Origin of the sequence: Enterococcus raffinosus, from assembly GCF_019175485.1 — a bacterium.
GTDB classification, from domain to species: Bacteria; Bacillota; Bacilli; order Lactobacillales; family Enterococcaceae; genus Enterococcus_A; species Enterococcus_A raffinosus.
In genome coordinates this window covers 2,691,242-2,717,391 of the sequence record NZ_CP072888.1, presented here as the reverse complement: position 1 = coordinate 2,717,391, position 26,150 = coordinate 2,691,242, and the positions used below count along the sequence as shown (strand labels likewise).

The 26,150-nt window shown below is 41.6% G+C and carries 28 protein-coding genes and 1 riboswitch; of the genes, 26 read left to right on the top strand and 2 right to left on the bottom strand.

The window, feature by feature from the left end:
* Window positions 1-296 precede the first annotated feature (296 nt).
* The 6 genes from J9537_RS13260 (at window position 297) to J9537_RS13235 (ending at window position 5,285) form a co-directional block, all read left to right on the top strand.
* Window positions 297-725 (top strand): CidA/LrgA family protein, encoded by a 429-nt coding sequence (locus J9537_RS13260; protein WP_010745294.1) that lies wholly within the window; start codon window positions 297-299, stop codon window positions 723-725.
* Window positions 706-1,404 carry an LrgB family protein gene (locus tag J9537_RS13255; protein ID WP_371085610.1) on the top strand — a complete coding sequence of 233 codons (699 nt, stop codon included), beginning with the start codon at window positions 706-708 and terminating at the stop codon, window positions 1,402-1,404. The genes J9537_RS13260 and J9537_RS13255 overlap by 20 nt, the downstream gene beginning before the upstream one ends.
* 51 nt (window positions 1,405-1,455) lie before the next feature.
* On the top strand, window positions 1,456-2,913 hold the full coding sequence (locus J9537_RS13250; RefSeq protein WP_010745296.1) for a helix-turn-helix domain-containing protein: 1,458 nt from the start codon (window positions 1,456-1,458) through the stop codon (window positions 2,911-2,913).
* Window positions 2,914-3,089: 176 nt separating this feature from the next.
* Window positions 3,090-3,683, top strand: a complete 594-nt coding sequence (gene ruvA, locus J9537_RS13245; RefSeq protein WP_010745297.1) for a Holliday junction branch migration protein RuvA — start codon at window positions 3,090-3,092, stop codon at window positions 3,681-3,683.
* Window positions 3,684-3,696: 13 nt separating this feature from the next.
* Window positions 3,697-4,698, top strand: coding sequence for a Holliday junction branch migration DNA helicase RuvB (gene ruvB / locus J9537_RS13240; RefSeq protein WP_010745298.1), 1,002 nt, complete (start codon window positions 3,697-3,699; stop codon window positions 4,696-4,698).
* Window positions 4,699-4,709: 11 nt separating this feature from the next.
* On the top strand, window positions 4,710-5,285 hold the full coding sequence (locus tag J9537_RS13235; protein ID WP_010745299.1) for a TetR/AcrR family transcriptional regulator: 576 nt from the start codon (window positions 4,710-4,712) through the stop codon (window positions 5,283-5,285).
* Between the two features lie 2 nt (window positions 5,286-5,287).
* On the opposite strand, the gene J9537_RS13230 is transcribed toward J9537_RS13235, so the two are convergent.
* A complete protein-coding gene (locus J9537_RS13230) occupies window positions 5,288-6,256 on the bottom strand; it encodes a 2-hydroxyacid dehydrogenase family protein (protein ID WP_010745300.1) in 969 nt (322 codons plus the stop codon).
* A 53-nt stretch (window positions 6,257-6,309) separates the two neighbouring features.
* On the opposite strand from J9537_RS13230, the gene J9537_RS13225 reads away from it, so the two are divergent.
* From J9537_RS13225 to thiT, 3 genes are all read left to right on the top strand, one after another.
* Window positions 6,310-6,768, top strand: coding sequence for a low molecular weight protein-tyrosine-phosphatase (locus tag J9537_RS13225; RefSeq protein WP_010745301.1), 459 nt, complete (start codon window positions 6,310-6,312; stop codon window positions 6,766-6,768).
* Between the two features lie 72 nt (window positions 6,769-6,840).
* Window positions 6,841-7,203: a hypothetical protein gene (locus tag J9537_RS13220; RefSeq protein ID WP_010745302.1), complete on the top strand. Its 363-nt coding sequence runs from the start codon at window positions 6,841-6,843 to the stop codon at window positions 7,201-7,203.
* Between the two features lie 67 nt (window positions 7,204-7,270).
* A riboswitch (TPP riboswitch) is annotated at window positions 7,271-7,369 on the top strand.
* A gap of 49 nt (window positions 7,370-7,418) precedes the next feature.
* On the top strand, window positions 7,419-8,006 hold the full coding sequence (gene thiT / locus J9537_RS13215) for an energy-coupled thiamine transporter ThiT (RefSeq protein ID WP_010745303.1): 588 nt from the start codon (window positions 7,419-7,421) through the stop codon (window positions 8,004-8,006).
* Window positions 8,007-8,056: 50 nt separating this feature from the next.
* On the opposite strand, the gene J9537_RS13210 is transcribed toward thiT, so the two are convergent.
* A complete protein-coding gene (locus J9537_RS13210) occupies window positions 8,057-8,827 on the bottom strand; it encodes a hypothetical protein (RefSeq protein ID WP_010745304.1) in 771 nt (256 codons plus the stop codon).
* A 267-nt stretch (window positions 8,828-9,094) separates the two neighbouring features.
* Here J9537_RS13210 and J9537_RS13205 point away from each other — a divergent pair, with 267 nt between their 5' ends.
* From J9537_RS13205 to mreD, 17 genes are all read left to right on the top strand, one after another.
* Window positions 9,095-9,799, top strand: coding sequence for a class A sortase (locus J9537_RS13205; RefSeq protein ID WP_010745305.1), 705 nt, complete (start codon window positions 9,095-9,097; stop codon window positions 9,797-9,799).
* Between the two features lie 122 nt (window positions 9,800-9,921).
* Entirely contained in the window at window positions 9,922-11,535 is a 1,614-nt protein-coding gene (locus J9537_RS13200; RefSeq protein ID WP_010745306.1) for a patatin-like phospholipase family protein, read from the top strand.
* A gap of 24 nt (window positions 11,536-11,559) precedes the next feature.
* A complete protein-coding gene (locus tag J9537_RS13195) occupies window positions 11,560-11,775 on the top strand; it encodes a YdbC family protein (protein ID WP_010745307.1) in 216 nt (71 codons plus the stop codon).
* A 35-nt stretch (window positions 11,776-11,810) separates the two neighbouring features.
* Entirely contained in the window at window positions 11,811-12,695 is an 885-nt protein-coding gene (locus tag J9537_RS13190; protein ID WP_010745308.1) for a YicC/YloC family endoribonuclease, read from the top strand.
* A gap of 111 nt (window positions 12,696-12,806) precedes the next feature.
* Complete coding sequence (gene gmk / locus J9537_RS13185; RefSeq protein ID WP_010745309.1) at window positions 12,807-13,421, top strand: guanylate kinase; 615 nt, start codon at window positions 12,807-12,809, stop codon at window positions 13,419-13,421.
* A gap of 4 nt (window positions 13,422-13,425) precedes the next feature.
* The gene (gene rpoZ / locus J9537_RS13180; protein ID WP_010745310.1) at window positions 13,426-13,728 is read left to right on the top strand and encodes a DNA-directed RNA polymerase subunit omega; all 303 of its coding nucleotides are present in this window, start codon (window positions 13,426-13,428) and stop codon (window positions 13,726-13,728) included.
* Between the two features lie 158 nt (window positions 13,729-13,886).
* Window positions 13,887-16,289, top strand: coding sequence for a primosomal protein N' (gene priA / locus J9537_RS13175; protein WP_010745311.1), 2,403 nt, complete (start codon window positions 13,887-13,889; stop codon window positions 16,287-16,289).
* A 26-nt stretch (window positions 16,290-16,315) separates the two neighbouring features.
* Window positions 16,316-16,807, top strand: a complete 492-nt coding sequence (def, locus tag J9537_RS13170) for a peptide deformylase (protein WP_060789272.1) — start codon at window positions 16,316-16,318, stop codon at window positions 16,805-16,807.
* Window positions 16,800-17,741, top strand: a complete 942-nt coding sequence (gene fmt, locus J9537_RS13165) for a methionyl-tRNA formyltransferase (protein WP_010745313.1) — start codon at window positions 16,800-16,802, stop codon at window positions 17,739-17,741. Before def ends, fmt begins: the two co-directional genes overlap by 8 nt.
* Window positions 17,742-19,094: a 16S rRNA (cytosine(967)-C(5))-methyltransferase RsmB gene (gene rsmB / locus J9537_RS13160; RefSeq protein WP_010745314.1), complete on the top strand. Its 1,353-nt coding sequence runs from the start codon at window positions 17,742-17,744 to the stop codon at window positions 19,092-19,094.
* 21 nt (window positions 19,095-19,115) lie between these two features.
* Window positions 19,116-19,859 (top strand): Stp1/IreP family PP2C-type Ser/Thr phosphatase, encoded by a 744-nt coding sequence (locus J9537_RS13155; RefSeq protein ID WP_010745315.1) that lies wholly within the window; start codon window positions 19,116-19,118, stop codon window positions 19,857-19,859.
* Complete coding sequence (gene pknB, locus J9537_RS13150; protein ID WP_010745316.1) at window positions 19,856-22,012, top strand: Stk1 family PASTA domain-containing Ser/Thr kinase; 2,157 nt, start codon at window positions 19,856-19,858, stop codon at window positions 22,010-22,012. The genes J9537_RS13155 and pknB overlap by 4 nt, the downstream gene beginning before the upstream one ends.
* A 164-nt stretch (window positions 22,013-22,176) precedes the next feature.
* On the top strand, window positions 22,177-23,058 hold the full coding sequence (gene rsgA, locus J9537_RS13145) for a ribosome small subunit-dependent GTPase A (RefSeq protein WP_010745317.1): 882 nt from the start codon (window positions 22,177-22,179) through the stop codon (window positions 23,056-23,058).
* Window positions 23,059-23,131: 73 nt separating this feature from the next.
* Window positions 23,132-23,782: a ribulose-phosphate 3-epimerase gene (rpe, locus tag J9537_RS13140; RefSeq protein ID WP_010745318.1), complete on the top strand. Its 651-nt coding sequence runs from the start codon at window positions 23,132-23,134 to the stop codon at window positions 23,780-23,782.
* The gene (locus tag J9537_RS13135; protein ID WP_010745319.1) at window positions 23,782-24,420 is read left to right on the top strand and encodes a thiamine diphosphokinase; all 639 of its coding nucleotides are present in this window, start codon (window positions 23,782-23,784) and stop codon (window positions 24,418-24,420) included. The genes rpe and J9537_RS13135 overlap by 1 nt, the downstream gene beginning before the upstream one ends.
* Before the next feature lie 162 nt (window positions 24,421-24,582).
* Window positions 24,583-25,440 carry a rod shape-determining protein MreC gene (gene mreC / locus J9537_RS13130; protein WP_010745320.1) on the top strand — a complete coding sequence of 286 codons (858 nt, stop codon included), beginning with the start codon at window positions 24,583-24,585 and terminating at the stop codon, window positions 25,438-25,440.
* A complete protein-coding gene (gene mreD / locus J9537_RS13125) occupies window positions 25,437-25,967 on the top strand; it encodes a rod shape-determining protein MreD (RefSeq protein ID WP_010745321.1) in 531 nt (176 codons plus the stop codon). The genes mreC and mreD overlap by 4 nt, the downstream gene beginning before the upstream one ends.
* Window positions 25,968-26,150 lie beyond the last annotated feature (183 nt).

Here is a 26,150-nt window from a genome sequence, read left to right as displayed (position 1 = left end):
CATCTTTTTTGCGAGTTCTGCTTTTCGCAGTTCAATCAGTTCAAAAAGAAATTTCTAAAAAGGTCTCAACCAATGGCTCGAACTGTCTAGCAGAATCGTATGCGAAGTGAAAATAAAGCACCTTTTTCCAAAAGAAAAAGACTTCCTCAAAAAGGAAGTAGCTGCGAGTTCTGTCTTTTGCAATGTTTAGAAAAATGATTTTCAGAAAATGTATAAAATTCTAACAAAACTTGGAGAGGACATATCCTTTTATTCGCTATACTAGAACTATCTTATTTTTAGAAAAGGCGATAGCGATGAAGATGTTTAAAGAGTTAAGTTTGTTATTACTCTATTCCGTGATTGGAGAAGGCGTAAGAATGTTTTTTCATTTACCCGTGCCGGGAAGTATTATCGGGATCTTACTGTTATTCCTTTCTTTCCAGACCAAACTTTTGAAACCAACGGCGATTGAGGATACAGCGAACTTTTTATTGAATCATTTGACGATTTTATTTGTGCCGGCTGGTGTCGGTTTAATGCAATATTATGGGGCGATCAAATATACTTGGCCGATTTTGCTTGGGGCAGTGGTGGTCTGTTCCCTCGTTTCTTTAGTAGCGGTTGGGAAAACAGCGGAATTTGTCGAAAAAATCACTCTAAGAAGCAGTGATGAAAAGACGCGTCTCATTGAAAAAGTTGAAAAAATGCGAGGTGAAGCAGATGATCTCAGCGCTGGCGAATAACCCGCTTTTCGGATTAGCCTTAACCTTGCTGATTTATATCCTGATGGAAAAGCTGTTGAGCAAAGTCAACATTCCTTTTATCAACCCGTTGATCGCAAGTGTTGTTCTCATTATTGTTTTACTAAAGCTAAGTGGGATCAGCTACAAGGCGTACAATATGGGAGGAAACTTATTCACGATGATGATCACACCAGCGACAGTAGCGTTGGCCTTGCCGCTGTATCAAAATTTCGACAAATTGAAGAAATATTTTCTACCAGTAATTTTAGGAACGCTGGTAGGTGTTGTTCTTAATTGCTTATTGAGTGTCGGGATTGGTCGTCTGTTTTCGTTAAAGCAGGGAATAATTGTTTCCTTGCTGCCAAAATCGGTAACGACAGCAATTTCCGTGGATCTTTCCAGTCAGATGGGAGGGATTTCGCCAGTAACATTAGCGATTGTTGTATCTACGGGTATTTTTGGTGCTTTGGTAGGAACAAAGGTCTTCCAGCTTTTCAATATCCAAAGCCCTGTGGCAAAGGGAATTGCTTTAGGCAGTACTTCCCATGCGATCGGGACAGGCCGAGCCATTGAGATTGGCGAATTGGAAGGAATTTTGGCTGGTTTATGCATTTGCGTTAATGGCTTAGTAACGGTGGCGCTGCTGCCGCTGTTGTTTCGTTTGTTTGAAGGTCTTTAGTACCTGCTCCTTGCGCTCTTTTGCTAAAATAGAGTGTGAAGGGGTTTTTTTATGTACATAAATGCGCTGGATTTACAAAATTACGAAAAAGAGATTTATTTTGGTGTCCGTTTACTGGAGCTGTTGAATGATGGAAAAACGCATAAAAAGAACGATCTGGCTGAGACAGTCGGTTTAGACAGCCGCAGCGTTCAACGATTGTTGGAAGAGTTGAGTAAGAACTATCGCCGATTCACTGAAACAGAGTTGCCGCTATTTGAAAGAACAGGCAATCAGTATCGCTTGTTGATTGCGGATCAAACGATGGAACAAAATCAATTTTTAGTAGATTTGATTCGTCATTCCTTGTCCTATCGTATATTACATTTATTGATTGCTGGAAAAGCACGAACGATCAAGGAGCTGAGCGAAAAGCTGTATCGCAGCGAGTCCACCATTCGTCGTAAGGTGAAGAATCTGCGTAAGGAGCTGACACCGCTGGATATAGCCATTGATCGAGGAGAGGTACTTTTTCGCGCACCAGAATCGGTCGTGCGAATGTATTTATCCGTTTATTATTGGCGTTTGTTCCGCGGAAAGGACTGGCCATTTGCACCATTGCAGCATGAATTAGTGAGCACTATCAGCACTGTCATTCAACAATTTTTTCAGGTGTCCTTGAATCCGATCAAAAGGCAGCGGTTGGAATATTTGGTCGCAGCTCATCTGCTGCGAGAGGTGCAAAAGCATTCCTTAGAAAAACATTCGGACAGTCAGAAAGCTTTGAACGATGACGCGCTATTCAAGGAGTTTTATTACCAAATAAAGCCAAGTATGCCTACCTATTTCCAAAATGAAAAAGCCATGGGCAACTTGTTTTTGCATTTACTCACACGGGAGGAATACTATCATGTTCCAGCGATTACGGAAAAGATCCATCAGTTATTATCCAAGGCGCCTTTTTGTGTAATGACCGAGGTTGACGCGATGTATCGTCAATTGGAAAAGAAAATCAATGATTCAGCTACCTGGAAAAATTTTCAGGCACTGCAAGCCGAAAATTATTTGATCAGTGGGCATCTTTACCATCGATTGTTTCCAATGATTCGCTTTAACATCAATGGAAAGGCCTTTTGGACGAATATCACCAAACAGCAGCCGCAGCTTGTCGCCTTTGTAACGGAAATTTTAGCGGACCAAGGCGGCAGTGAATCTATTCTGTTTGGTCGTTATCTTTCTGTCTTGCGTCGTTTGCCGGAATTGACGATCCACCCTGTTGTTCGAATCTTCTTACAGACCGATCTGCCGGAATTTGAAGAAACCATTTTAAAAGAAGACTTGCGGCGGTTTTTGGCCAATGATTTTCAAGTCGTTTTTGCAGAATCATTAGAAAATTGTGATTTATGTTTAACAACCAGTCTGCTTATTGAAGAGGAAATACCGACACTGGCGATTACTCAAGAATTGCGAATGAAGGATTATTTCTCATTACTACAGTTATTGCAAGGATTCGGCGGTAAGAGTTTTTAACCGCCGCTTTTTGTGCTAAAATAATGAGAACATATGTGCAGAAATTCTAGGTTTCCTTCGAACCTTTCAATTATGTTGAAAGGATAGGGGATAAATCAATACTTGATTTTATTAAACAGGAATTACTGTGGATTACAGGTATAGGAAACATTCCTTACTATCAGAAAGGATTAATTATGTACGAATATATTACAGGTCGATTGACCTTCATCAGTCCAAGCTATGTGGTATTGGATGTCAATGGCATCGGCTATCAAATCGCGTTAGGAAATCCTTATCGCTACAGCAGTAAAATGGAGCAGTCTGTGACAATCTATGTGCAGCAGATCATTCGCGAGGATGCACATTTATTATACGGTTTTGAAACCTTGGCGGAAAAAGAACTATTCTTACGTCTGCTTTCTGTTTCGGGGATCGGACCAAAAAGCGGATTAGCAATTATGGCAAATGAAGATCACCAAGGTCTGATTCAGGCTATCGAGGCTGGAGACGTGACTTATCTGACGAAATTCCCGGGAGTCGGCAAGAAGACGGCTCAGCAAATGGTCTTGGATCTAAAAGGCAAGCTGGCTGAGTTGGTGGATGATCCGATGTCCTTGTTCTATGAGGGCAATGATGATACTGCGCTGGCTGAAGCGATGGAAGCTCTGCAAGCCTTGGGCTACAGTCCAAAAGAGATCAAGAAAGTAGAAAAAGTACTGGAAAAAGAAACGCTGCAAAACACCGACGATTATTTGCGGGCAGCTTTGAAATTAATGATGAAGAAATAGGAGGACGACCTAGATGGATGAAGAACGTTTGCTTTCACCGGATGCGGATGAGAGTGATAAAAGTTTAGAAAAATCGTTGCGTCCTCGTTATCTTGCACAATATATCGGTCAGGATAAGGTTAAGCAAGAGCTTACGATCTATATCGAGGCGGCGAAGAATCGTCAGGAAGCGTTAGACCATGTTCTGCTTTACGGACCGCCTGGGTTAGGGAAAACGACGATGGCAATGGTAATCGCGAACGAAATGGATGTGCAGATTCGCTCTACCAGCGGTCCTGCAATTGAACGGCCGGGAGATTTAGTCGCGATTTTGAATGAGTTAGAACCGGGAGATGTACTATTTATCGATGAGATTCATCGATTGCCGCGAGTGGCGGAGGAAACCTTATATTCAGCGATGGAGGATTACTATGTTGATATTATGGTAGGGCAAGGGCCGACTGCTCATCCGGTTCATTTTCCGTTACCGCCATTTACTTTAGTAGGTGCAACGACACGTGCAGGAATGCTTTCTGCGCCATTGCGTGATCGCTTTGGGATCATTTCACATATGGAATATTATGAGGAAACAGATTTACGGGAGATTGTCTTGCGCTCGGCGGATATCTTCCAAACAGAGATTGTGGAAGAAGGAGCGGTTGAGATCGCTCGAAGATCACGGGGGACGCCTCGAATCGCTAACCGTTTGTTAAAACGGATTCGTGATTTTGCTCAAGTGCAATCAGACGGTGTGATCAATCAATCCATTGCGGATCAGGCACTACGTTTATTGCAGGTGGATGAAGCTGGATTAGATTACGTCGATCAGAAGCTTTTAAAAACAATGATCGAACTATATCATGGCGGCCCCATCGGTTTAAGCACTTTGGCAGTAAATATTGGGGAAGAACGTGAAACAGTAGAAGATATGTACGAACCGTATCTGATTCAAAAAGGATTTATCAAACGAACGCCGCGGGGCCGTATGGCAACACCGTTGGCTTATGAACATTTCAATTATCCTTATCAAGCATAGAAGGTGAAAAGATGGCGGAAGGAAAAGCGACCAAAGAAACATTTGTGCAATCACTAGTTGCATTGTGCCAAGAAAAAAAATACGACAAAATAACTGTTCAAGATATCAGTCAGATGGCCAGCTTAAACCGCCAAACATTTTATTATCACTTCAAGGACAAAAATGATCTGCTTCATTATGCATACTATCAACGAGGATTGCAGTATCTAGTTTCTGACGAGTTGGCCTTGACCAATTGGGAAGAATCCGTTCTGAAAATGTTAAAAGAAATGCAGGTTTGTCATCAGTTTTATTTGAATACCGTAACGGCAAATCCGGAAGTACTCACAAAAGAATTTAATGAATTGGCGCAACGCTTGTTCGTTCGTCTATTTGATGAGGTGGACCAAGAGGGAGAACTTTCTCCAACAGATAAAGAGTTTTATGCTCGCTTTTTAGCTCATGGCTGCGGTGGGATTTTGGTCGACTGGTTGCTGGCTGGAGCGGATCAGCCGCCAATCACAATTGCGGCGCAGCTGTTCCGTTTTGCTAAGGACATTGAGTTTTTTGCTTATCGATTATACGAAAAAGACTGGAATGAGCGTTAAGCTCAGTCCAGTCCGTTAACGATATGTTTGACAGGTTCTTGATTTTTGATGGCAATCGCATTTTTCGCGACGATTTCCGCCATTTGGTCTCGAGCTTCCACACTGGCATTGCCGATATGCGGAGTCAAGATGACATTAGAAAGCTCTTTCAAGCCTTCGGTGACCTTAGGCTCGAATTCATAGACGTCTAAAGCGGCGCCTGCAATTTGTTTGTCTTTTAGTGCTTGAAGCAAAGCTTCTTCATCAACTAACGGCCCGCGTGCTGCATTGATTAAAAAGGCACTGTCTTTCATTTGTTTAAAGGTTTCGCTAGTAACGAGATGACGGGTATCCTCTGTTAATGGGGCATGCAGGGTCAAAACGTCTGCTTGTTGAAATACTTCTTCTTGGGATACATAGGCTGCCTGCAATTTTTCCTCTAATTCAGAAGGTGAGGGATGACGTTGATTGTAAAGGATGTTCATCCCAAAAGCGTTCATCATTTGCGCCAATGCTTGACCGATTTGTCCCATACCGATGATTCCTAAAGTTTTGCCTTTCAGTTCATGGCCCAAGAAGAAAAGCGGTGCCCACCCATCAAAACCTTTGTCGTGCATCAAACGATCGCCCTCGACGATTCGACGAGACAAGGCGATGATTAGACCAGCAGTCAATTCTGCCGTTGCGTTGGTAGAGACTACCGGAGTATTTGTTACATAGATGTTCTTTTCTTTTGCATAAGCCGTATCGATGTTATTGTAGCCTGCTCCAAAGTTAGCGATCAGCTTTAAATGCGGGGCAGCATCGATGACTTCACGATCAACTTGAGTGGACAGCGGACAGATCAGTACGTCACAATCAGCGATATTTTCGATCAATTCCTTTTTCGAAATTAACCCGCTGCCTTCATAAACGTGATACTCAAGGGCCGCTTCTTTCAATAATGATGTGCCAAGCTCAGGTAGTTTGGCGGAAAGATAAATTTTACTCATTTCCAATCCCCCATTTCATTTCAATAAATTGACTATAGCACAGGAGGACGAACATGAAAAAGATTCTATTTGTTTGCATGGGAAATATTTGCCGTTCACCAATGGCAGAAGCCATTTTCCGTGATGCCTTTCAAAAAAAGCAAAATCAGCAGTTCCAAGTGGATTCCGCAGCGACCAGTCGTTGGGAAGTCGGCAACCCGCCTCATCGAGGAACTCAGAAAATATTGGCTCAGCATGATATCTCTATTAAGGGAATGCGCGCACGCCAAGTGACGGAACAAGATTTTTATGATGCAGATTACATTATCGGGATGGACCAAGAAAATGTTTATGATCTGGAATCGATGGCACCTGCTGGAACCGAAGAAAAGATTTATTTGTATTTAGATCGCGTTCCGGGACACGATGGGGAGAGCATACCAGACCCTTGGTATACAGGAAATTTTGAAGAAACTTATGATTTAATTCAAAAAGGTTTAAACGAATGGTTAACTTTTTTTGAAAAAGGCTAGATTCCTTGTTTTTTCCCGTGAATTTAAGTAAAATCATACTACACAACCATGCTCTTGATAGGAGGAAGCTGAATGTCTAAAAACGAGAAGCCCAAAAAGAATTTAATCAAGCTGTTTTCGAATTCATCGTATCGTTTCATCTCGGATTTTTTGAATGATTCTGCTGAAAAACGCGCTCAAGAGCAAGCAAATGAGAATATTTTTCTCAAACTGAAGATGGCGGCTCTACAGAATAGTTTAGTAGTCATTCAAGTTCAAGATGAAAAAGATGAAGAAAAATTCCAAACAATTTCAGGCTGGCTGCCAAAAGTAGTAACCAATGAATCAATTGTTATCCGCACACAAGAAAATCAGCTAGTGATGCTGACGATCGATCGAATCAAGAAGGTTACAACTCTATCGCCAAGCGGAGATCAAGAAAGTATTTCGCGTTAAAAGTAATTAATACCTTTACGAGTGGGCGGACATCTGCTATACTCTGGGTGTATCAAAATAGAATAATACTGTCGCAAAGGGGAGCCCTCGGGCTGAGATTGAGATTACTCTAAACCCTAGTACCTGTTTCGGTTATTCGAGCGTAGGAATTGTGATGAAGTAAAGATATTTACTTCTCCTTTGTGGACTGTATGTTCAAAAGGAGGAGTTTTTTTATGTATAAGACAAGAATTTTAGTGGAAGGCACAGTGGTGGCGGCTTTGTCGCTAGTATTGTCGTTTATTCCCACAACCATCGGCAGCAGTTTTACAATTTCTTTAGGGATGATCCCCTTGACATTGTTTGCATTACGCAGAGGCTTGAAGCCGGCTTTGATGTCGGCGTTTATCTGGGGGATTTTGCATTTTCCAGCAAGTCAGGTTGTTTACCTAAGTGTGATACAGGTTTTGATTGAATACCCAATTGCTTTTACTTTTGCGGGATTTGCCGGCTTGTATGCAAAGAAGGTGCAACAAAGTTTAGCTGAACAAAATATGTGGAGCGTTCGAAAAAATATTATTCTAGCTTCTCTTGTTGGAACAGGGGCAAGATTCTTCTGGCATTTTATTGCAGGTGTGGTCTTCTGGGGCAGCTATGCCTTGTGGGGAATGAACCCGTGGATATTCTCACTAGTTATGAATGGGGTCAGTGGTTTAGCGACTGCAATCGTTACGGCAATTGTTGCAGTTCTCGTTGCAGAAAAGGCTCCGCAACTATATTTGCCGAAGGATACTAAGCTCATTCAAAAGCAAAGCCATCAATAAATAAGAAAAAGCATTTGTCTGTTTAAGGACAAATGCTTTTTTGAACACTATTAACGGAAAGAAAAGACAGGATCATCATTTTCGACCTCTAAAGCCCATACTTGTTTGGCTGTATCGTAAGTAATCTCTGCGATCTGTTGTTCTTTTTTATAATTTTTTGGACTACGTCGCCATCCCTTTTCATCAGATAAGAAAATAGGGATATGATAGATTTTATTTTTCAATTCTGACAGGTCAAGGCAGAAAATTGCGCCTTCTTGTAAAATTGGATATAATTCCTTCAACAGTTCTCCATCTAGGGGCGTGACCGAGGAGCCTTTTCGGAAGAAGGACCGACGATCATTGACTTTTTCTAAGACGATTCGAGTCAGTTTGCTAGCAAGGATGCGATAAAACTCATCTAAGTAACGGTAGTAGACACGCATGGTTTCGTTCCCTAGGTTGAAGTAAACAAAATTGTTTTGCAGTTTATAGAAAAAGGGAGAATGCAGATGTGTCCGCATGTGACCAAAATAGAGTAATTCTGAAATTTCTAATGGAGTCAGTTCTTTTAACATCGCTAAATCATTAAAATCGATCCACTTGGTTCCTTTCGAATGAGTGAATGTCTTAGTAGTAAAAAACTGTTGGACTTGTTCTGGACCATTAACGATCTTCAATCCTGTATGTGGCTCGTATTCACCAGCTTCTGCGACAGGGTCTAGCAATAACAAATGTTTAGGTTGGTGAACGATGCCATCGACAAAATCGTTGGGTGAAAAACCTTTTGAAAGCACAGCATTGCTTGTGGAATCGATATAAGCAAATAACGTATCTGGCACAAATTTTCACCCTTTCTAATAGTCGTCACAATCATTTTAACCCATTAATAAAAAAAAAGCTCGTATCTTTTATTTTAAAATTAGATTACAAAGGCCTTAAAAATTGCAACATTGAAGCACTTTTTTAACAATTAAAATCATTTTAATAAATAACAACTTTCTAATGTATTTATTTCTTTTTTTAATTTTTTCTCTATTAAGTGAAAGTAGTCTCACGAGATGGAACGGAGTATGATATGATTAGCAAGAGAATGCGGGAGGATTGAGATGAAGAAAAAAAGAAATTGGCTGATTAATATTTTTCTTTTCTTATTACTGTTAGTAGGACTGGCCTTGATTTTTAACAATCAAATTAAGTATTTTTTAATGCAATATAATGGCGACCGCTATGCTGTAGCGAAAATGGATCGTGCGGAGATTGATAAAAATATGGAAGAAGAAGCATCCTTTGATTTTGATGCTGTTCAGCCAGCCAGCACGGAAGCTGTCTTGCAGGCACAATTGGATAATAAACGGCTGCCAGTGATTGGCGGGATCGCTATTCCGTCGGTGGAGATCAACCTGCCGATTTTTAAAGGGCTATCCAATGAGGTTCTTTTATATGGGGCTGGAACATTGTCTCCTGATCAAAAAATGGGCGAAGGAAATTACGCTTTAGCCAGTCATCGTGCCGACCGTCCGGGGCTTTTGTTCACGCCGTTGGAAAGTGTCAAAGAGGGCGATCTGATCTATTTAACCGATTTACACAATATCTATACCTATAAGACGACACTCAAGGTTCGAGTACAGCCAACAGAAGTGAAGTATTTAGATGTTCACCCTGATAAGCAGCAAGTTACGCTGATTACTTGTGGTGAAATTGAAGGGGTAACGCGGATCATCGTCCAGGGGGATTTGGTAGCTATGACCCCGGTCAACAATGCCACAGATACGATGCGTAAGGCATTTGAAATGGAACAAAAAACGTATTGATCGACTAGTTAGTCAAAAAACTTCAAGGCGCGCCTTGAAGTTTTTTGTTGCAGGAAAATTTCTGCTATACTAAAACAAACAGGTTGAGCTTTAGAGCTGCAGACTAAATCAGGGAGGAAGCGATGGACCTAAAACGAGTATACGTATCAGATTTATTAATGGTTTGGGAAAAATTTCAACAGGTACAATTGCTTTTTCCCTTTTATAGTTCCCATGGAGAAGCACGTTCAGAGTATCTAGAAGCTGTAAAAAAAGGGCGGGGCTATTGGCTTCAAAACAAATCTCAATGGTTGCTAATTGAGAAAATTGATGAGGACGATGGCTGGCGAATCAATAATTTGCTGATATCACGTGAGCTTGGCTGGGAGACAGCTTTTTTATTTTTGGAAAAGGCTGCTCGACAGCAGTTTAAGCGGGCGCTCTACATAAACCTTGAAGCAAATATAATTTTGCAGCAATGGCTAGCGGCCAAAGGCTATCAATTAGAAGCGGGCGTTTGGAAAAAAGTGCTCGTCTATCATACAGGATTGGTGTTGGGTGGCGGTGGCGCCCGTGGAGCCTATCAAATTGGTGTCTGGAAGGCCCTGCTGGAAAAAGATATCCAGTTTGAGGTGATCACTGGGACTTCTGTTGGCGGGTTGAACGGAGCATTAATTGCGCAAGGCGATTATAATCAGGCACTCGCCTTGTGGGAAGAGATCGAAACGGATAAAGTTTTGGATATAACCTTCAAAGAAGTGGAGGTACTGGATTTTTCAGCGCAGGTGGATCAGTTGCGTACCTTTATTCGAACGTCTTTGCAACAGCGCGGCGTCTCATCAGAACCGCTTAGGAGCTTATTGGAAGAACGATTAGAGGCGCAAAAAATTCACTCAGGCTGTCCGTTTTATGTCGTCACGACTAAAGTTCCGGTTTTTCAAGAGGTGGTCGTGCCGATTCATAGATGTCCAGAGAATGAAATCATTGATTGGCTATTGGCATCTTCGGCCTTTTTTCCTATGATGGCGATGGCGAAAATCAAAGGGGAGCTTTATGTCGACGGCGGCTATCGTAATAATTTACCTGTAGACATTGCTTTACAAACACCAATAACGGAATTGATTGTAGTGGATGTGCACGGTCCAGGGTTGGATAAAAAGTATCGTTTGCCAGATGAGGTGGCTGAAGTGGTTTTGACGAGTCCTTGGAGTTTAGGAGACCTATTACTATTTCAAAGCGATCGCTCGTCAGAAAATATAGATTTAGGGTACCTAGAGGCTAAACGGATATTCGGTGAACTACAAGGGTATCGATACTTTTTCAGTTGTCACGCGGATTTTGAATCCATTACCAAAGCGTTTATCCGTTTTCTAAAAGATAAAATTGCAGTAGACAAGAAGGCAATCTATCTTGAGCTGCGGAAGTTTTTTGGTCAGGATGTGCCGTTAGAAATGCTGAGTTTAGCATTTTTAGAGTTTTTCGCCTATTGGGTGAATGTCTCGCCAGTAAAGGTTTATACGCCCGAAGAATTCATCGATATTATTCTGAAGCAGTTTGAAATGCCGATCAAGTTGAACGCGAATTATTCGGTTCAGGAGCAAATTGAAGATTTTATTGAAACCCACAATGTGTTTACAGATTATTATCAGGTACTACAGATTTATCAGCAAAAAGGATCGTTAGAAACAGCTTACCGTCGCTGGCCGATCCCGACTTTGCTGGCACTTTTCTTTAGATATATCCGTGAAGAAGCATGAGAATAGAAAGTTGGAGGAAGTACAATGGCAGAATTTAATTATGAAATCGTGGAAGAAATTGCCGTCTTATCAGAAAATCCGAAAGGCTGGCGTAAAGAGTTGAATCTCGTAAGCTGGAATGAGCGTCCACCAAAGTTTGATTTACGCGATTGGGCACCAGGCCATGAAAAAATGGGCAAGGGTGTCACATTGAGCAACGAAGAATTCGCTGTGTTAAAAGAAACCTTAAGCAAGATGTAGGGTGTGATTTTTTCCAAAGAAAGGGAACAAGCAAAATGAAAAGTATGACAGGCTATGGTCAGGCAGCTCAGGCGAACGAGGCTTATGAGCTGAATATTGAATTAAAAAGTGTTAATAATCGTTTTTTAGATTTGCAGATTCGAATGCCAAAAGAACTCAATCCTTTTGAAGCAGAGATTCGCAAAATCGCGAAGGGAAAAATTCAACGTGGTCGAGTGGATGTATTTATCAATTTAACGCCGTTAAAAAGCGGCAATAAGAAGGTTTCAGTCGATTGGGAGCTGCTGCAGCAATTAGTTACTGAGCTGCAAAGTGGTGGAAGAGAACATTTTGGCGTCGTAGATTTTCCAGTGGATCAGGTGTTGATTAAGGCGATGGAGCAACCGGATTTTGTCACACTGATCGATCAGCCGACAGAAGAGGATACCTTAGAAGAATTGGTCCGAACAGTAGCGAAGGAGGCTTTTACACAATTAGCTGTCAGTCGCGAACATGAGGGGGCAGGAATCAAAAAAGTGTTGTTGGATTATGACAACAAAGTTCAGTGCTTAGTGACCGAACTAAAAGGCTTTGTGACAGAGTATGAAGCAGATTTTCAACAACGCTATCAAGCAAAGCTAGAAGAGTACCTAGGCAATACAGTAGATCAAGATCGTTTGTTGACAGAATTAGCAATTTTACTAGAACGCGGCGACATTCATGAAGAGCTGGATCGTTTGACCATTCATCTGGAAAAGTTCGCGCAACTCTTAGAAACAACAGACCCAGTAGGACGAGAATTAGATTTCTTATTGCAGGAAATGAATCGTGAGGTCAACACGATCGGCTCAAAATCAAGTCCGATTCAAATTAAGGATATTGTCGTTCAATTAAAAACAATTCTAGAAAAAATTCGTGAACAGATTCAAAATGTTGAGTAGTTGCGTGAAATTTCATAAGAAATAGCAGACAGCTTGACGATACCCCTTGAAATATTCACAAAAAAAGTGCACAATAGGCGTTAGCTAAAAAGAGCATGAAAGGGCGTTAGTATGTCTGAACGAGGACTGTTGATTGTATTGTCAGGACCTTCCGGAGTAGGAAAAGGAACGGTCAGAAAAGCCATTTTTGAAAGAGATGATAATGAGTTTCAATACTCTGTCTCAATGACCACCCGTCCGATGCGTGAAGGGGAAGTCGACGGAGTTGATTATTATTTCCGTACCAAAGAAGAATTTGAAGCCATGATCGAAGCAGGCGAAATGCTGGAATATGCTGAGTATGTTGGCAATTACTATGGCACACCGCTGACTTATGTGAACCAAACATTGGACGAAGGCAAAGATGTCTTTTTAGAGATCGAAGTGCAAGGAGCCCAACAGGTAAAAGAAAAAGTCCCCGATGGTGTCTTTATTTTTCTAACACCGCCGGATTTGGCAGAATTAAAGGCCCGGATCGTCGGACGAGGTACCGATAGCCCTGAAGTAATCGAGAAACGGATGCGTGTCGCGCGTCAAGAAATCGAGATGATGGCTCTTTATGATTATGCAGTCGTTAACGATCAAGTACCAAAAGCTGTTGATCGTATCAAAGATATTATTGTCAGTGAACATTACCGAGTTGACCGAGTCATTGGAAAATATATAAAAATGTTAAAGGAGATATAAGCTTATGATGTTAAAACCTTCAATTGATACGTTGTTAGACCATGTGAATTCAAAATATTCTTTAGTAATTTTAGCCAGCAAACGCGCACATGAATTAGACGCAGGGGCACAACCGACTTTAGATTCATTTGAATCTGTAAAAAGCGTTGGACAGGCTTTGGAAGAAATTGACGCAGGAACGGTCATTAATGATCCACATCCAGAAATCAAACGGGAACGTTTGAAAATGGAAGAAGAGGAACGTCACCTGCAGCGTGAACGCGATCAACGTGACTTAGAAGCTCGTATTCGCAACGAACAAAACTAAGCGTAGAAACCTTTCTCGCTGATGAAGTGTAAATGGGATTGTACCAAATACTTTTGGCGCAGTCCCTTCTTTTTGTGTTAGAGTACCCTACATATTTTCGTAAACTTAGACGTACATATAGAATATTTAGTACACTATTCAAGAATGGAGGCGGAAAAATGAAATTAGCACAAGTAATCGTAGATGTGCCATCACTGCAGACAGATCAGCCGTTTAGCTACTTGATCCCGCCTCAATTAGCGGTAGAAGTCGGGATGCGTGTAGAGGTCGGCTTTGGCCCACGGCATGTCCAAGGATTTGTTGTTGGCTTTGAGCAGGCCACTGAACCTCTTCCAGACAATTTGAAGCCGATTATTCGCGTGTTAGATTTAGCGCCTGTGTTAAATAAAGAGTTATTGGCATTAGCTGATTACATGAAGGAAACCACCTTTGCATTTAAGGTGACTTGTTTGCAAACGATGCTTCCTAGTGTGATGAAGGCTGATTATCAAAAACGCTTATATCTCATAGATGATGCTCCAGCAGTTCAAGCTAAGTATTTTGGTGATACAGACTCGTTAACTTGGGAAGAAGCAGAAGCTCAAGGATGGCTGAAGGAGCTAGCCGACTTACGTGAGCAAGGTATCGTTGAATTGCGTTATGAAGTTCATACGAAAAACAAAATAAAAACGGAACGCTATATCAAACGAACCTTTGAACAAGCCTCCGTCAATCAGTTAAAGGCAGAGTTACGGAAAAACTCCTATAAACAAGAGCAACTGTTGGACTATCTAGCCGCTCTCACTGATGAAGCGCTGATTTCGGTCAAGCAAATGAAAGCGGAGGATTTTTCACTAGCCAATCTGAATCAAGCAGAGAAAAAAGGCTGGTTGGCCTTTGTCGCAGTTGAAAAATACCGTGACCCATATGCCGAAAGAGAGATCAAACAAACCTCAGCATTAGAACTGAACAACGAACAACGGGCTGCCTATGAAGCGATCAGTCAAAAAAGTACCGCGCAGGAGCATCAAGTTTTTCTTTTGGAAGGTGTGACTGGCAGTGGAAAAACCGAGGTTTACTTGCAGGTTATCCAAGACGTGTTGGCAAATGGACAGACGGCGATGATGCTAGTACCGGAGATTTCTTTGACGCCGCAGATGGCGACACGCTTCAAAGCTCGTTTCGGCAGTGAAGTGGCCGTTTTGCATAGTGGTTTGTCACAGGGAGAGAAATATGATGAATGGCGCAAGCTGGAACGTGGCGAAGCACATGTTGTCGTAGGTGCTCGTTCGGCTATCTTCGCCCCTCTTGAGAATCTTGGGGTGATCATTATTGATGAAGAGCATGAGACAAGCTATAAACAAGAGGAATCTCCTCGCTACCATGCAAGAGATTTAGCGATTTGGCGGGGGAAATACCATGGCTGTCCAGTTGTTTTAGGGAGCGCCACGCCTTCATTAGAGTCACGAGCAAGAGGGCAAAAGGGCGTTTATCACCTGCTGAAGCTGACAGAACGGGCCAATTCTCAAGCAAAATTACCGACTGTAGAAATTATTGATATGCGGGAAGAAATGCAGCGTCGCTTAAATTCTTCTTTTTCAGAAGTATTGGAAGAAAAATTACGAGATCGCTTAGCTAAAGGAGAACAAAGCGTCCTTTTGCTAAATCGTCGAGGCTACTCCTCGTTTGTTATGTGTCGGGATTGCGGGTTTGTCCTGCCTTGTCCAAATTGTGATATATCCTTAACGCTCCATATGGATTCGAAAACGATGCGCTGTCATTACTGCGGACATGAAGAAAGAATTCCTCATCATTGTCCAAATTGTGGCAAGGACAAGATTCGCTACTTCGGAACAGGTACAGAGAAAGTCCAAGAAGAGCTGGAGCAGCTAATACCGGAAGCACGTGTGTTGCGGATGGATGTCGATACGACGCGGCGGAAGGGTGCACATGAAAAAATATTGAACGCTTTTGGCAATAAGGAAGCGGATATTTTGTTAGGAACTCAGATGATTGCCAAAGGGTTGGATTTTCCTAACGTCACATTGGTTGGTGTGCTAAATGCGGATACCGCTTTAAACTTGCCTGATTTTCGTTCCAGTGAGCGAACCTTCCAATTGCTGACGCAGGTCAGTGGTCGTGCAGGTCGGGGAGACAAAGCTGGTGAGGTAGTTATTCAGACCTTCAACCCGGAGCATTACACTATCCAATTGGCGCAGCATCACGACTATGAAAGTTTTTTCCAGCAAGAAATGCGGATTCGGCATCAAACAGATTATCCACCTTATTACTATACAGTGAAAGTAACTGTATCCCATCAGGAAGAGATGCGAGCAGCACAAAAAGCCTTCCAGTTAGCAGAGCAAATTCGGACACAGTTAAGTCCGCAAAGCATCCTGTTAGGACCAACGCCGGGAGCTATTTTACGGATAAAGAATCGCTATTACTATCAATTAATCATTAAATATAAAAATGAACCTAAATTACAAGCGACCTTAGAAGATATTCTGCAAGTGAGTCAAAAAGATCAGCGGCAAGGCTTATTGATCGCAATTGACAATGAACCTATGTATTTTATTTAGGAAGCTACAACGAAGGAGGACGTTTAATGCGTTACCCAATTATTATTCACCCAGACGAGCGTTTATTGAAAAAGGCTGAACCAATTGAATACATTACGGATGAGATTGTTGCTTTATTAGACGACATGTATGAAACGATGGTGGCACACGATGGGATTGGACTTGCTGCTCCTCAAATTGGAAAAAATATACGAATCGCTGTCGTTGAAGTTGAAGAAGGCGATCGCTTTGATTTTATTAATCCTGAAATCATTGAAAGCAAAGGGACGAATATCGATGTCGAGGGTTGCTTGTCCATACCAGAAACATATGGAACGGTGGAACGAGCGGATGAGGTAACGGTGAGGTATTATGATCGTGAAGGTTCAGAGATGGAAGTAACAGCCTATGGCTATTTAGCTCGTACCTTTCAACATGAAATTGATCATTTAGATGGAAAACTGTTTATTGACCAAGTAATCGAAAAGATCGAACCAGAAGATTTAGAATGTTATATGGAGGAACATGCCGATGACTAAAATTGTATTTATGGGAACTCCGGCCTTTTCAGTGCCGATTTTAGAAAGCTTGATTGAAGCAGACTACGAGGTTGTTGCGGTCGTTACCCAACCAGATCGCCCAGTTGGACGAAAAAAAATCATTACGCCAACACCAGTAAAGGAAGCAGCATTAAAGCATGATCTCTTAGTTTTACAACCAGAAAAAATCAGCGGATCGCCGGAAATGGAAAAAATCAAAGAGCTAGCACCAGACTTATTGATTACCGCGGCTTTCGGACAATTCTTACCAGAAAAATTGTTGCAAGTACCTAGATTAGGCGCAATCAATGTCCATGCCTCACTATTGCCAAAATATCGTGGAGGGGCTCCAGTCCACTATGCAATCATGGAAGGTGAAGCTGAAACAGGTGTGACCATCATGGAAATGATCAAGAAAATGGATGCTGGCGGAATCTTCAGTCAGCAAAAAATCGCGATTACGAAACAAGATGATGTCGGTACTATGTTTGAAAAACTAAGCCAAGTCGGAAAAGAATTGCTTTTAGAAACACTGCCTAAAATAATTTCAGGTGAATTGAAACCAACGCCGCAAAATGAAGAAGAGGCGACTTTTTCTCCAAACATCAGCCGTGAACAAGAAGCGATCGACTGGCGGAAGACGGCTGAAGAAGTTGATAATCAGGTGCGGGGGATGCATCCATGGCCAGTGGCCTTTACAACCTATGAAGGGACTCGGTGGAAAATTTTTCATACAACCCCCTTGGAGGAAAACACGACAGCAGCTCCTGGAACCATTGTTTCTCGTACCAAAAAGGCTTTGCACATTGCTTGTGGAAACGGCACAGTAGTGGCAATAGATGAACTGCAGCCGGCTGGAAAAGCAAGACAAACGATCCAAGCCTTCTTAAACGGCAGTGGACAGGCTGTAGCCGAAGGGCAGCAGGTGGACTAGATGGCAAAGATTCCTAAAAAATTATTGCGTTCTGTTCGTTTTACAGCGCTTGAAGCAATTGAACGAATTAATCGTGGCGGTGCGTATTCAAATCTGCTGTTAAATGAATTGATCCAGAAAAATCAAGTGGATGGTAAGGATACAGCGTTACTGACGGAACTTGTCTATGGAACCATCAGTCGTCAGCTTTTATTGGCCTATGACATCGAACCGTTTATAAAAAAAGCGAAAAAAGTTGATCCATGGGTCAGAAGCTTGTTGCAACTGTCTGTCTACCAAATGCTCTACTTAGATCGGGTGCCTGATCATGCAATCATTAATGAGGCGGTCGAAATCGCGAAGGCTAAAGGCAATCCTGGAACAGGCAAATTTGTGAACGGTGTTCTGCGGTCTATCCAGCGGGAAGGCGTTCCATCCTTAGACTTGATTCAAGATCCGATCGAACGTTTAGCAACTGAAATCAGTCTGCCAAGATTTTTAACGGAAAAATTTGTGGCAGAGATCGGTGAAGAGGAAACACGCAAGCTAGGCTTATCCTTATTAGAGCCGAGTCGTGTCAGTGCCCGAATTGATTTGCGCTTTTTGACCCGGGCTGAAGCGATTGAGGCCTTGGAAGAAGATGGGATTGAAGCTCGTATCAGTGAACTAACTCCCTATGGAATCATTGCAGATAAAGGCTTTTTAGCCGGAAGCGAGCTGTTTCAAAATGGCTGGTTAACGATTCAAGATGAGAGCTCTATGCTAGTGGCTCAGGCGTTACAAGTAGCTCCGGGTCAAAAAGTTTTAGATGCTTGCGCAGCTCCTGGAGGAAAAACGACGCATATTGCTTCTTTGCTGCAGGAGGAAGGGTCTGTAACGGCCTTGGATATCCATGATCACAAGTTGAAATTGGTCAGAGAAAACGCGGAACGTTTACGTGTGTCCGATACTGTAGTGACAAAAAAGATGGACGCTCGGGAAGCATCAAAGAATTTTGCGCCAGAAAGCTTTGACCGTATTTTAGTGGATGCGCCTTGTTCAGGATTGGGCCTGATGCGTCGGAAACCAGATATCAAATACCAGAAAAAAACACAGGATTTTGTTCAATTACCCAAAATTCAACTAGAAATTTTAAAGAATTGCGCTCCCACGTTGAAATCTGGTGGAATTATGGTATACAGTACATGTACAATTGCTAAAGAAGAGAATCAAAAAGTGATCGCGGAATTTCTAGCGGCACACCCTGATTTTGAAAAAATTGAATTAGATCTAGAAACGAAATTAGAGCCGGCGATTCATGAGCAAATGTTGGTTTTATACCCAGAAATGTTTATGACAGATGGCTTCTTTATTTGTGCAATGCGAAAAAAATAGATAAACGAGGTGGACAAAAAGATGGAGATTCAATTTCAATCAGACATCGGCAAGCAGCGTAACATGAATCAAGACTATGCGAATGTTTTTACTAATCAAGCAGGAATGTATTTGGCGATATTAGCCGATGGCATGGGCGGTCATTTGGCTGGCGATGTAGCAAGTAAAATGGCTGTTGACGGTTTAGGCGCTGCTTGGTCGACCTCGACGATTGCACAGCCAGATGAAGCTGCGCAGTGGTTTTTAAAAGAGATACAAAATGTTAACGAGGCGATTTATCAAGAAGGCGTTGCTCATCCGGAAATGCAAGGGATGGGAACAACGATTGTTAGTACAGCTCTATTGGATGATAAATTTGTTTTAGCTCATGTCGGTGACAGTCGGGCATACTTGATCCAAAACAATCAGTTGCAGCAGTTGACGGATGACCATTCATTAGTGAATGAGCTGTTGAAATCTGGTGAAATCACAAAAGAGATGGCAGCCGTTCATCCGCAAAAAAATGTATTAACTCGTTCAGTGGGGATCGCTGGAACGATCAAAACGGATGTCTCAGAGCACGAGTGCCGCAAGGATGATTATTTACTACTGTGTTCAGACGGGCTGACTAATATGGTAAGTGAAGAAAATATTCTTGCAATCGTGGAAAGTGATCAAACATTGGAGGCAAAGACAAAGCAATTAATCAATGCCGCTAATGACGCCGGTGGTGCGGATAATATCACCGTCTTGCTGATCCACTTCGAAGGGGAGGCTCGTCCATGATTGAAATAGGCAAATTGGTCAATGGACGTTATAAAGTTATTGCTAATATCGGCAGTGGCGGTATGGCAAACGTCTTTTTGGCCCACGATTTAATTTTGGATCGTGATGTTGCCATCAAAATATTACGTTTCGACTTTCAAAATGATCAAACTGCCATTCGTCGTTTTCAGCGAGAAGCGCTGGCGGCGACAGAGATGGTTCATCCGAATATCGTAGGTGTCTACGATGTGGATGAAGAGAGCGGTATGCAGTATTTGGTCATGGAATACGTGAAGGGAATGGATCTGAAACGCTATATTCAAACGCGTTCACCGATCCCTTACGGAAAAATTGTAGATATCATGGAACAAATTCTATCTGCAGTCAGCTTGGCTCATGCCCACGGGATTATTCACCGTGACTTGAAGCCGCAAAATATTTTGATGGATCAGGCAGGCGTAGTAAAAATCGCGGATTTCGGTATTGCGATCGCCTTATCTGAAACCTCTCTGACCCAAACAAATTCTATGCTGGGTTCTGTACATTATCTTTCTCCAGAACAGGCCCGCGGCAGTATGGCGACCAAACAATCAGATATTTATGCTTTAGGGATTATTCTCTATGAGATGATTACCGGCAGTGTTCCCTTTGATGGGGAGTCTGCTGTCACAATCGCGTTAAAGCATTTTCAAGACGAGATGCCGTCGGTAAAGGGATTCGATCCAGAAGTCCCGCAAGCTTTGGAAAATATCGTGATGCATGCTACGGCGAAAGAGCCCGCTGACCGCTATAAAACCGCTGAGGAAATGGCGACCGATCTTTCAACTGCTTTGTCGGCAGAACGAGCAAACGAATTGCCTTGGCGGCCAACAGCAATGTTAGATGAAACAAAAGTGCTGACACCGATTCAACCAGAAGATATTCCGGCTGAAAAACCTAAGGAAGAACCGCCAGTACCAGAGGAAAAGCCGAAAAAGAAAAAAGGCAAGAAGCGCCTTATTGCGCTCTTTCTATTGTTGATGTTAGCAATCGGCGGGGGAGTTGGCTATCTCTTAACAAATTCAGCAGAAGTGTCCATTCCGCAAGTCGAAAATATGACGGAGGCAGAAGCAAGAACAGCCTTAAAAGCGGCCAAATTAACTGTTGATAGCAAAACAGATGAAGTGCCGAGTGATACGATCAAAAAAGGAAATGTTGTCAAAACGAGTCCTGAAGCGGGAACCATGATTAAGAAAAATCGTCCTGTGCGATTGTATATTAGTTCAGGGACGAAAAAGGTAACGTTGAAAGATTATAAAGGTGACATGATCGATGATGTAAGAGAAGAATTGGAAAAAATTGGATTTTTAGAGAAAAATATCCGCATTAAGCCAGTTAATGACGATACTGCTCCGGAAAATCAAATTTTATCGCAAGATCCAAAGGCAGGGACAAAAGTTGATCCAGAAGAAGACCAAATTACTCTGGAGGTTTCTGATGGACCTAAGACATTTAAAATCGAGGATTATTCTCAGATGACTTATGCGGCAGCTAAACAAAGTTTATTGCAGCTTGGTCTCACAGAGAGTCAAATCAATCGTGTCGATGTATCGAGTGAGACTGTTCCAGCAGAGGAAGTGGTCAGTCAAGACCCAGTTAGTGGAACGGCATTGACTGCAAAAGACACGATTACTTTAAAGGTCAGTTCTGGTTCAAGCTATGTTAAATTAGACGATCTTACAGGACAAGATAAGGCTTCAGCAGAAGCAGCAATATCAAATCTTGGATTGAAGTACTCTGAACAGCAGGAATACTCAGATGAGATTGAAGAAGGCAAAGTCACACGGACAGATCCTGGCGCAGGCTCAACATCATTAAAAGCTGGTGATACTGTAACAGTCTATATTTCTAGAGGTCCAGAAAATAAGGAGAATACATTTGATGTAACAATCTCAGCTAAATTTACAGGACCTGAAGATCAACAAGATACAATTACAGTAATGTTGAAGGATGCGAAAAATACGAATTCCACACAAGTATTGAATTTCAAATTAGATAAAAATACTCCCTCAACTGAGCAAACCGTATCTGTAACAACTACAGAAGGCGGTTCGGCTACAATCGAGGTCCAACGAAACGGCAAATCTGCTGTAACTAAGACCGTTCAAAAAGCTGAAACAATTACTGTACCTTAGAATTACAGAAAAACCTTTCCTGGAATAGTCAGGAAAGGTTTTTTAGGTCATTTGTACTGAAATTGGTTTTGAAGTATGCTACAATAAGACTGAATTTATGGACGTTGTTTTTTAGTTATTAGAGTAGCAGAGAGATTCTAATTGTTTGATACAAAAAAAAGGAGATGAGACGGATCGAGGGACAGATTCGTAAAGCCTTAAGTGGTTTTTATTATGTTGCAAGTGAAGGAAAGATTCATCAAACACGTGCACGAGGAAATTTCCGAAAAAAGAAACTGACACCTTTAGTTGGCGATGAAGTGGTTTTTAGCAGCGAAGAAAACAGCGAAGGCTATATTCTTGAATTATTGCCGCGAAAAAATGAGCTAGTTCGTCCGCCGGTGGCTAATGTTGATCAAGGCGTCGTTGTAACGAGTTTGGTAGAACCGAATTTTTCTTACAATTTACTGGATCGATTTTTAGTTACACTGGAAAATAAATATATTCATCCTATTATTTATTTATCTAAAACAGATTTGGTCGCTGACCAAGCTTTAGTTGAAGAGATTCGTGCAGTTTATGAACCGCTTGGCTACCCGGTTATTGACGGGGAACAAGATAAGCAAAAATTAACAGATCTGTTTGCGGATAAGCTGACGGTTTTCATGGGACAATCGGGTGCTGGCAAATCTACCTTACTAAATGATGTCTCGCCAGATCTGAATTTAGAGACAGGTGAAATATCTGAATCGTTAGGACGCGGCCGTCACACCACACGACACGTGGAGTTGTTAGATTTATTTGGCGGTCTAGTTGCGGATACACCTGGATTTAGTTCGATTGATTTCTTAGAAATTTCTGCTGAGGAGCTGCCAAAGGAATTTCCAGAATTTCGTGCCGCAGCACCAGAATGTCGTTTTCGCGAGTGCCGTCATGTAAAAGAGCCTGGATGTGAAGTTAAGCATCGCTTGGAGGAAGGAAAGATTGCTCAAACACGCTACGATAATTACTTGCAGTTTTTACAGGAAATCGAAAAGCGTCGACCGGTGTATAAAAAAAATAAATGATTTTATCATGAAGCAGGGTTTATATCGGAATTATTTTTAATAAATAAATGAAAACGGAAAAGGAGTACAGACTATGAAAATTGCCCCATCGATTTTAAGTGCCGACTTTGCACGATTAGGTGAAGAAGTAAAAATGGTGGAAGAAGCAGGTGTTGATTACATTCATATTGATGTGATGGATGGAAATTTTGTCCCAAATATTTCTTTTGGACAAGTCGTTGTAAGTGCGTTGCGACCAGTGACAAAATTACCGTTGGATGTCCACTTGATGATTGCTAATCCTGAAAATTATATTAATGATTTTGCTAAGGCAGGCGCGGATATCATTATGGCTCACGTGGAAGCTACACCGCACATCCATCGGGTGGTACAAATGATTAAAGCGGCAGGTGTAAAACCAGGCGTTGTGCTAAATCCAGGAACACCTGTTGAATCAATCAAGTATGTTTTAGGAGACGTAGATCAAATCCTCGTAATGACAGTGAATCCGGGATTCGGCGGACAATCCTTCATCGAGAGTCAAGTTGAGAAGATTGCGGAATTAGATCGTTTACGAAAAGAGCATGGCTATCATTATGAAATCGAAGTAGACGGCGGCATTCAGCCAGAATCGGCCAAAAAATGTGCCGCAGCAGGTGCAGATGTCTTTGTCGCGGGTTCATATATTTATGACGCAGAGAATCCACAAGAAAAAATCAATGCCTTACGGGCAGCGATCGATTAATGAATGTTTTACTTGTTGCAGGCGGTGACCCTAGTCACTGGCCTGCTTTTTCACAGCCATTTGATCAAATCATCGGTATTGACCGAGGCAACCTATTCCTTTTGCGTCGAGGAATAGTGCCGGATATGGCAATCGGAGATTTTGATTCTTTGACCGAAGACGAAAAAAAAGAAGTGTTTGAAGCAGTCGACGAAGTGTCGACTTCTCCAGCGGAAAAGGATGATACGGATACTCAACTCGCCTTAGTAAAGACCTTTGAACGGTTTCCGGAGGCGACTGTTACTTTGATTGGAGCAACTGGCGGACGCTTGGATCATCTGCTGGCAAACCTATGGTTAGGAGCGGAACCACGTTTTTCGCCTTTTTTATCTCAAATAAAGATCGCGGATAAAGGCAACCTCGTGAGCTATATAGCGCCAGGAAAGCACTGTATCAAAAAAGTTCCTGACATGGACTATTTGGCCTTCTGCTGCATGACTCCCGTTAGAGAGTTGTCTTTGAAAAATGTAAAATATGAGCTCTCGAAGGTAGATTTTTTACAGCCGACCAGTCTAGCGAGCAATGAGTTTCTAGTCGGAGATGCCGAAGTTCATTTTTCAGAAGGATTAATCGCTGTGATACAAAGTCGAGATGTTTAAACTAGAGCAGTTAAGAATCGTTTTTTTCAAAAATGATTCTGCTGCTTTTTTTGTTTTCAAGAGATACTAAAATTCTTTAAAATCAGCCGCCCGTGCTTTTTAATCCCTGCGTTTAGTGGTAAAATTCAATCTATATTATAGATAGCGTTCAGAGGTGCCTAAGTGAGAAAGTTCAATCCAAATAAGAATATTATTATCCTATTAATTGTTGTTATTATTGTTGTTGCAACAGTCTCGATTACAGCAGCAAATCGTGCAAAAGACAGTGATACGAACATCGTTCAATCAACTGTAAACGATACGATCAGTGTTTTTGATAAAGTAATTACTGCACCAGGACGTTGGCTTAGCAGCGGAGTTCAATCTGTCTCCAATTTGATCAACACCTATGATGAAAATGAGAAGCTGAAAAGTGAAGTCGATCAATACGATGAAGTAAAGCAGCAAACAAAGAATCAAGCGCAGGAAATTGAACGCCTAAAAGATGAGTTGGAACTGAATCAGACCTTAACCAGCTATGAAAAGGTTACAGCAAATGTTATCACGCGTTCCCCTGATACATGGCAGGATATGCTGATTGTAGATAAAGGCAGCAGTGATGGCGTTGAAGGCAACATGGCTGTTATGTCTCAAAAGGGTTTAATTGGTCGAGTGATGGAAGTGAATGCTCATTCATCTAAGATTCAATTATTAACGTCAGATAATAAAACAAGCAATCATTTTCCAGTAAAAATAAGTTCAGATAAAGGAAATTCCTTCGGTGTTTTGAAGAAGTATGATGTGAAAAGCCAACAGCTGATTGCTTCAGAAATTACTGAAGAAGAGAATATCAAAGAAGGCGATGTCGTTCAAACATCAGGTTTGGGTGGGAATTCTCCAGCGGATCTGGCTATAGGAACCGTTGCTAAGGTTAAATCAGATAGTTACGGATATCGCGAGGTTTATATAAAACCTTATGCTCAGATGTATGATATTTCAGTCGTAACGATCATCCAAAGAATGGCGGGAGCGACCGAATGATTAGACGGACAACCTTAAAATACATGACGCCATTCCTATTATTTTTCTTATTTTTACTAGATGCGCATATCACTCGTATCATCGCGTCACTAACGAATAATGTATACGTTGCGAATGCGCACTTAGCGTTACTAGTCTTAATGATTATTTCACGCGTTGTCAATGAACGTTTTTTGCTAGGGACAGCTTTAGTTCTAGGGATTTTGTATGACTTGTATTATATCGGTGTTATTGGGATTTATGCTGTAATTTTCCCTTTGCTAGTTATGCTGTTCTATCTTTTCAAAAAAACAATCCAACAAAATATTCTAACTCTTTTTTTTACAGTCGTAATTAGTGTAACGCTCTTTGAATTAATTAGCTTGCTGCTACAAACAGTGTTCGGTTTAACAGGGGTCAGCAGTGACTTTTTTGTCCCGAGATATTTGGGTCCAACCTTGCTTTTTAATATTCTAACTTTTGTAATTTTAATTTTCCCATTAGAGAAAATTTTGATTGGTCCACCAGAAGAAGAGCTTGGTATATAAAGGAAATCAATAATTTTTAATAGCACAAAAAAACAGAAGATTTTTTTCTTCTGTTTTTTTTTGCGCCCAATTTGTAACTAAAAAATAGTGAAATGAAATGTTTTTGTAACAAAGCTATTATGTGGATGACATACAGCTGTGGTAAACTCATGAATGTGTTAGAAAAAAGTCTAATAAAATTCA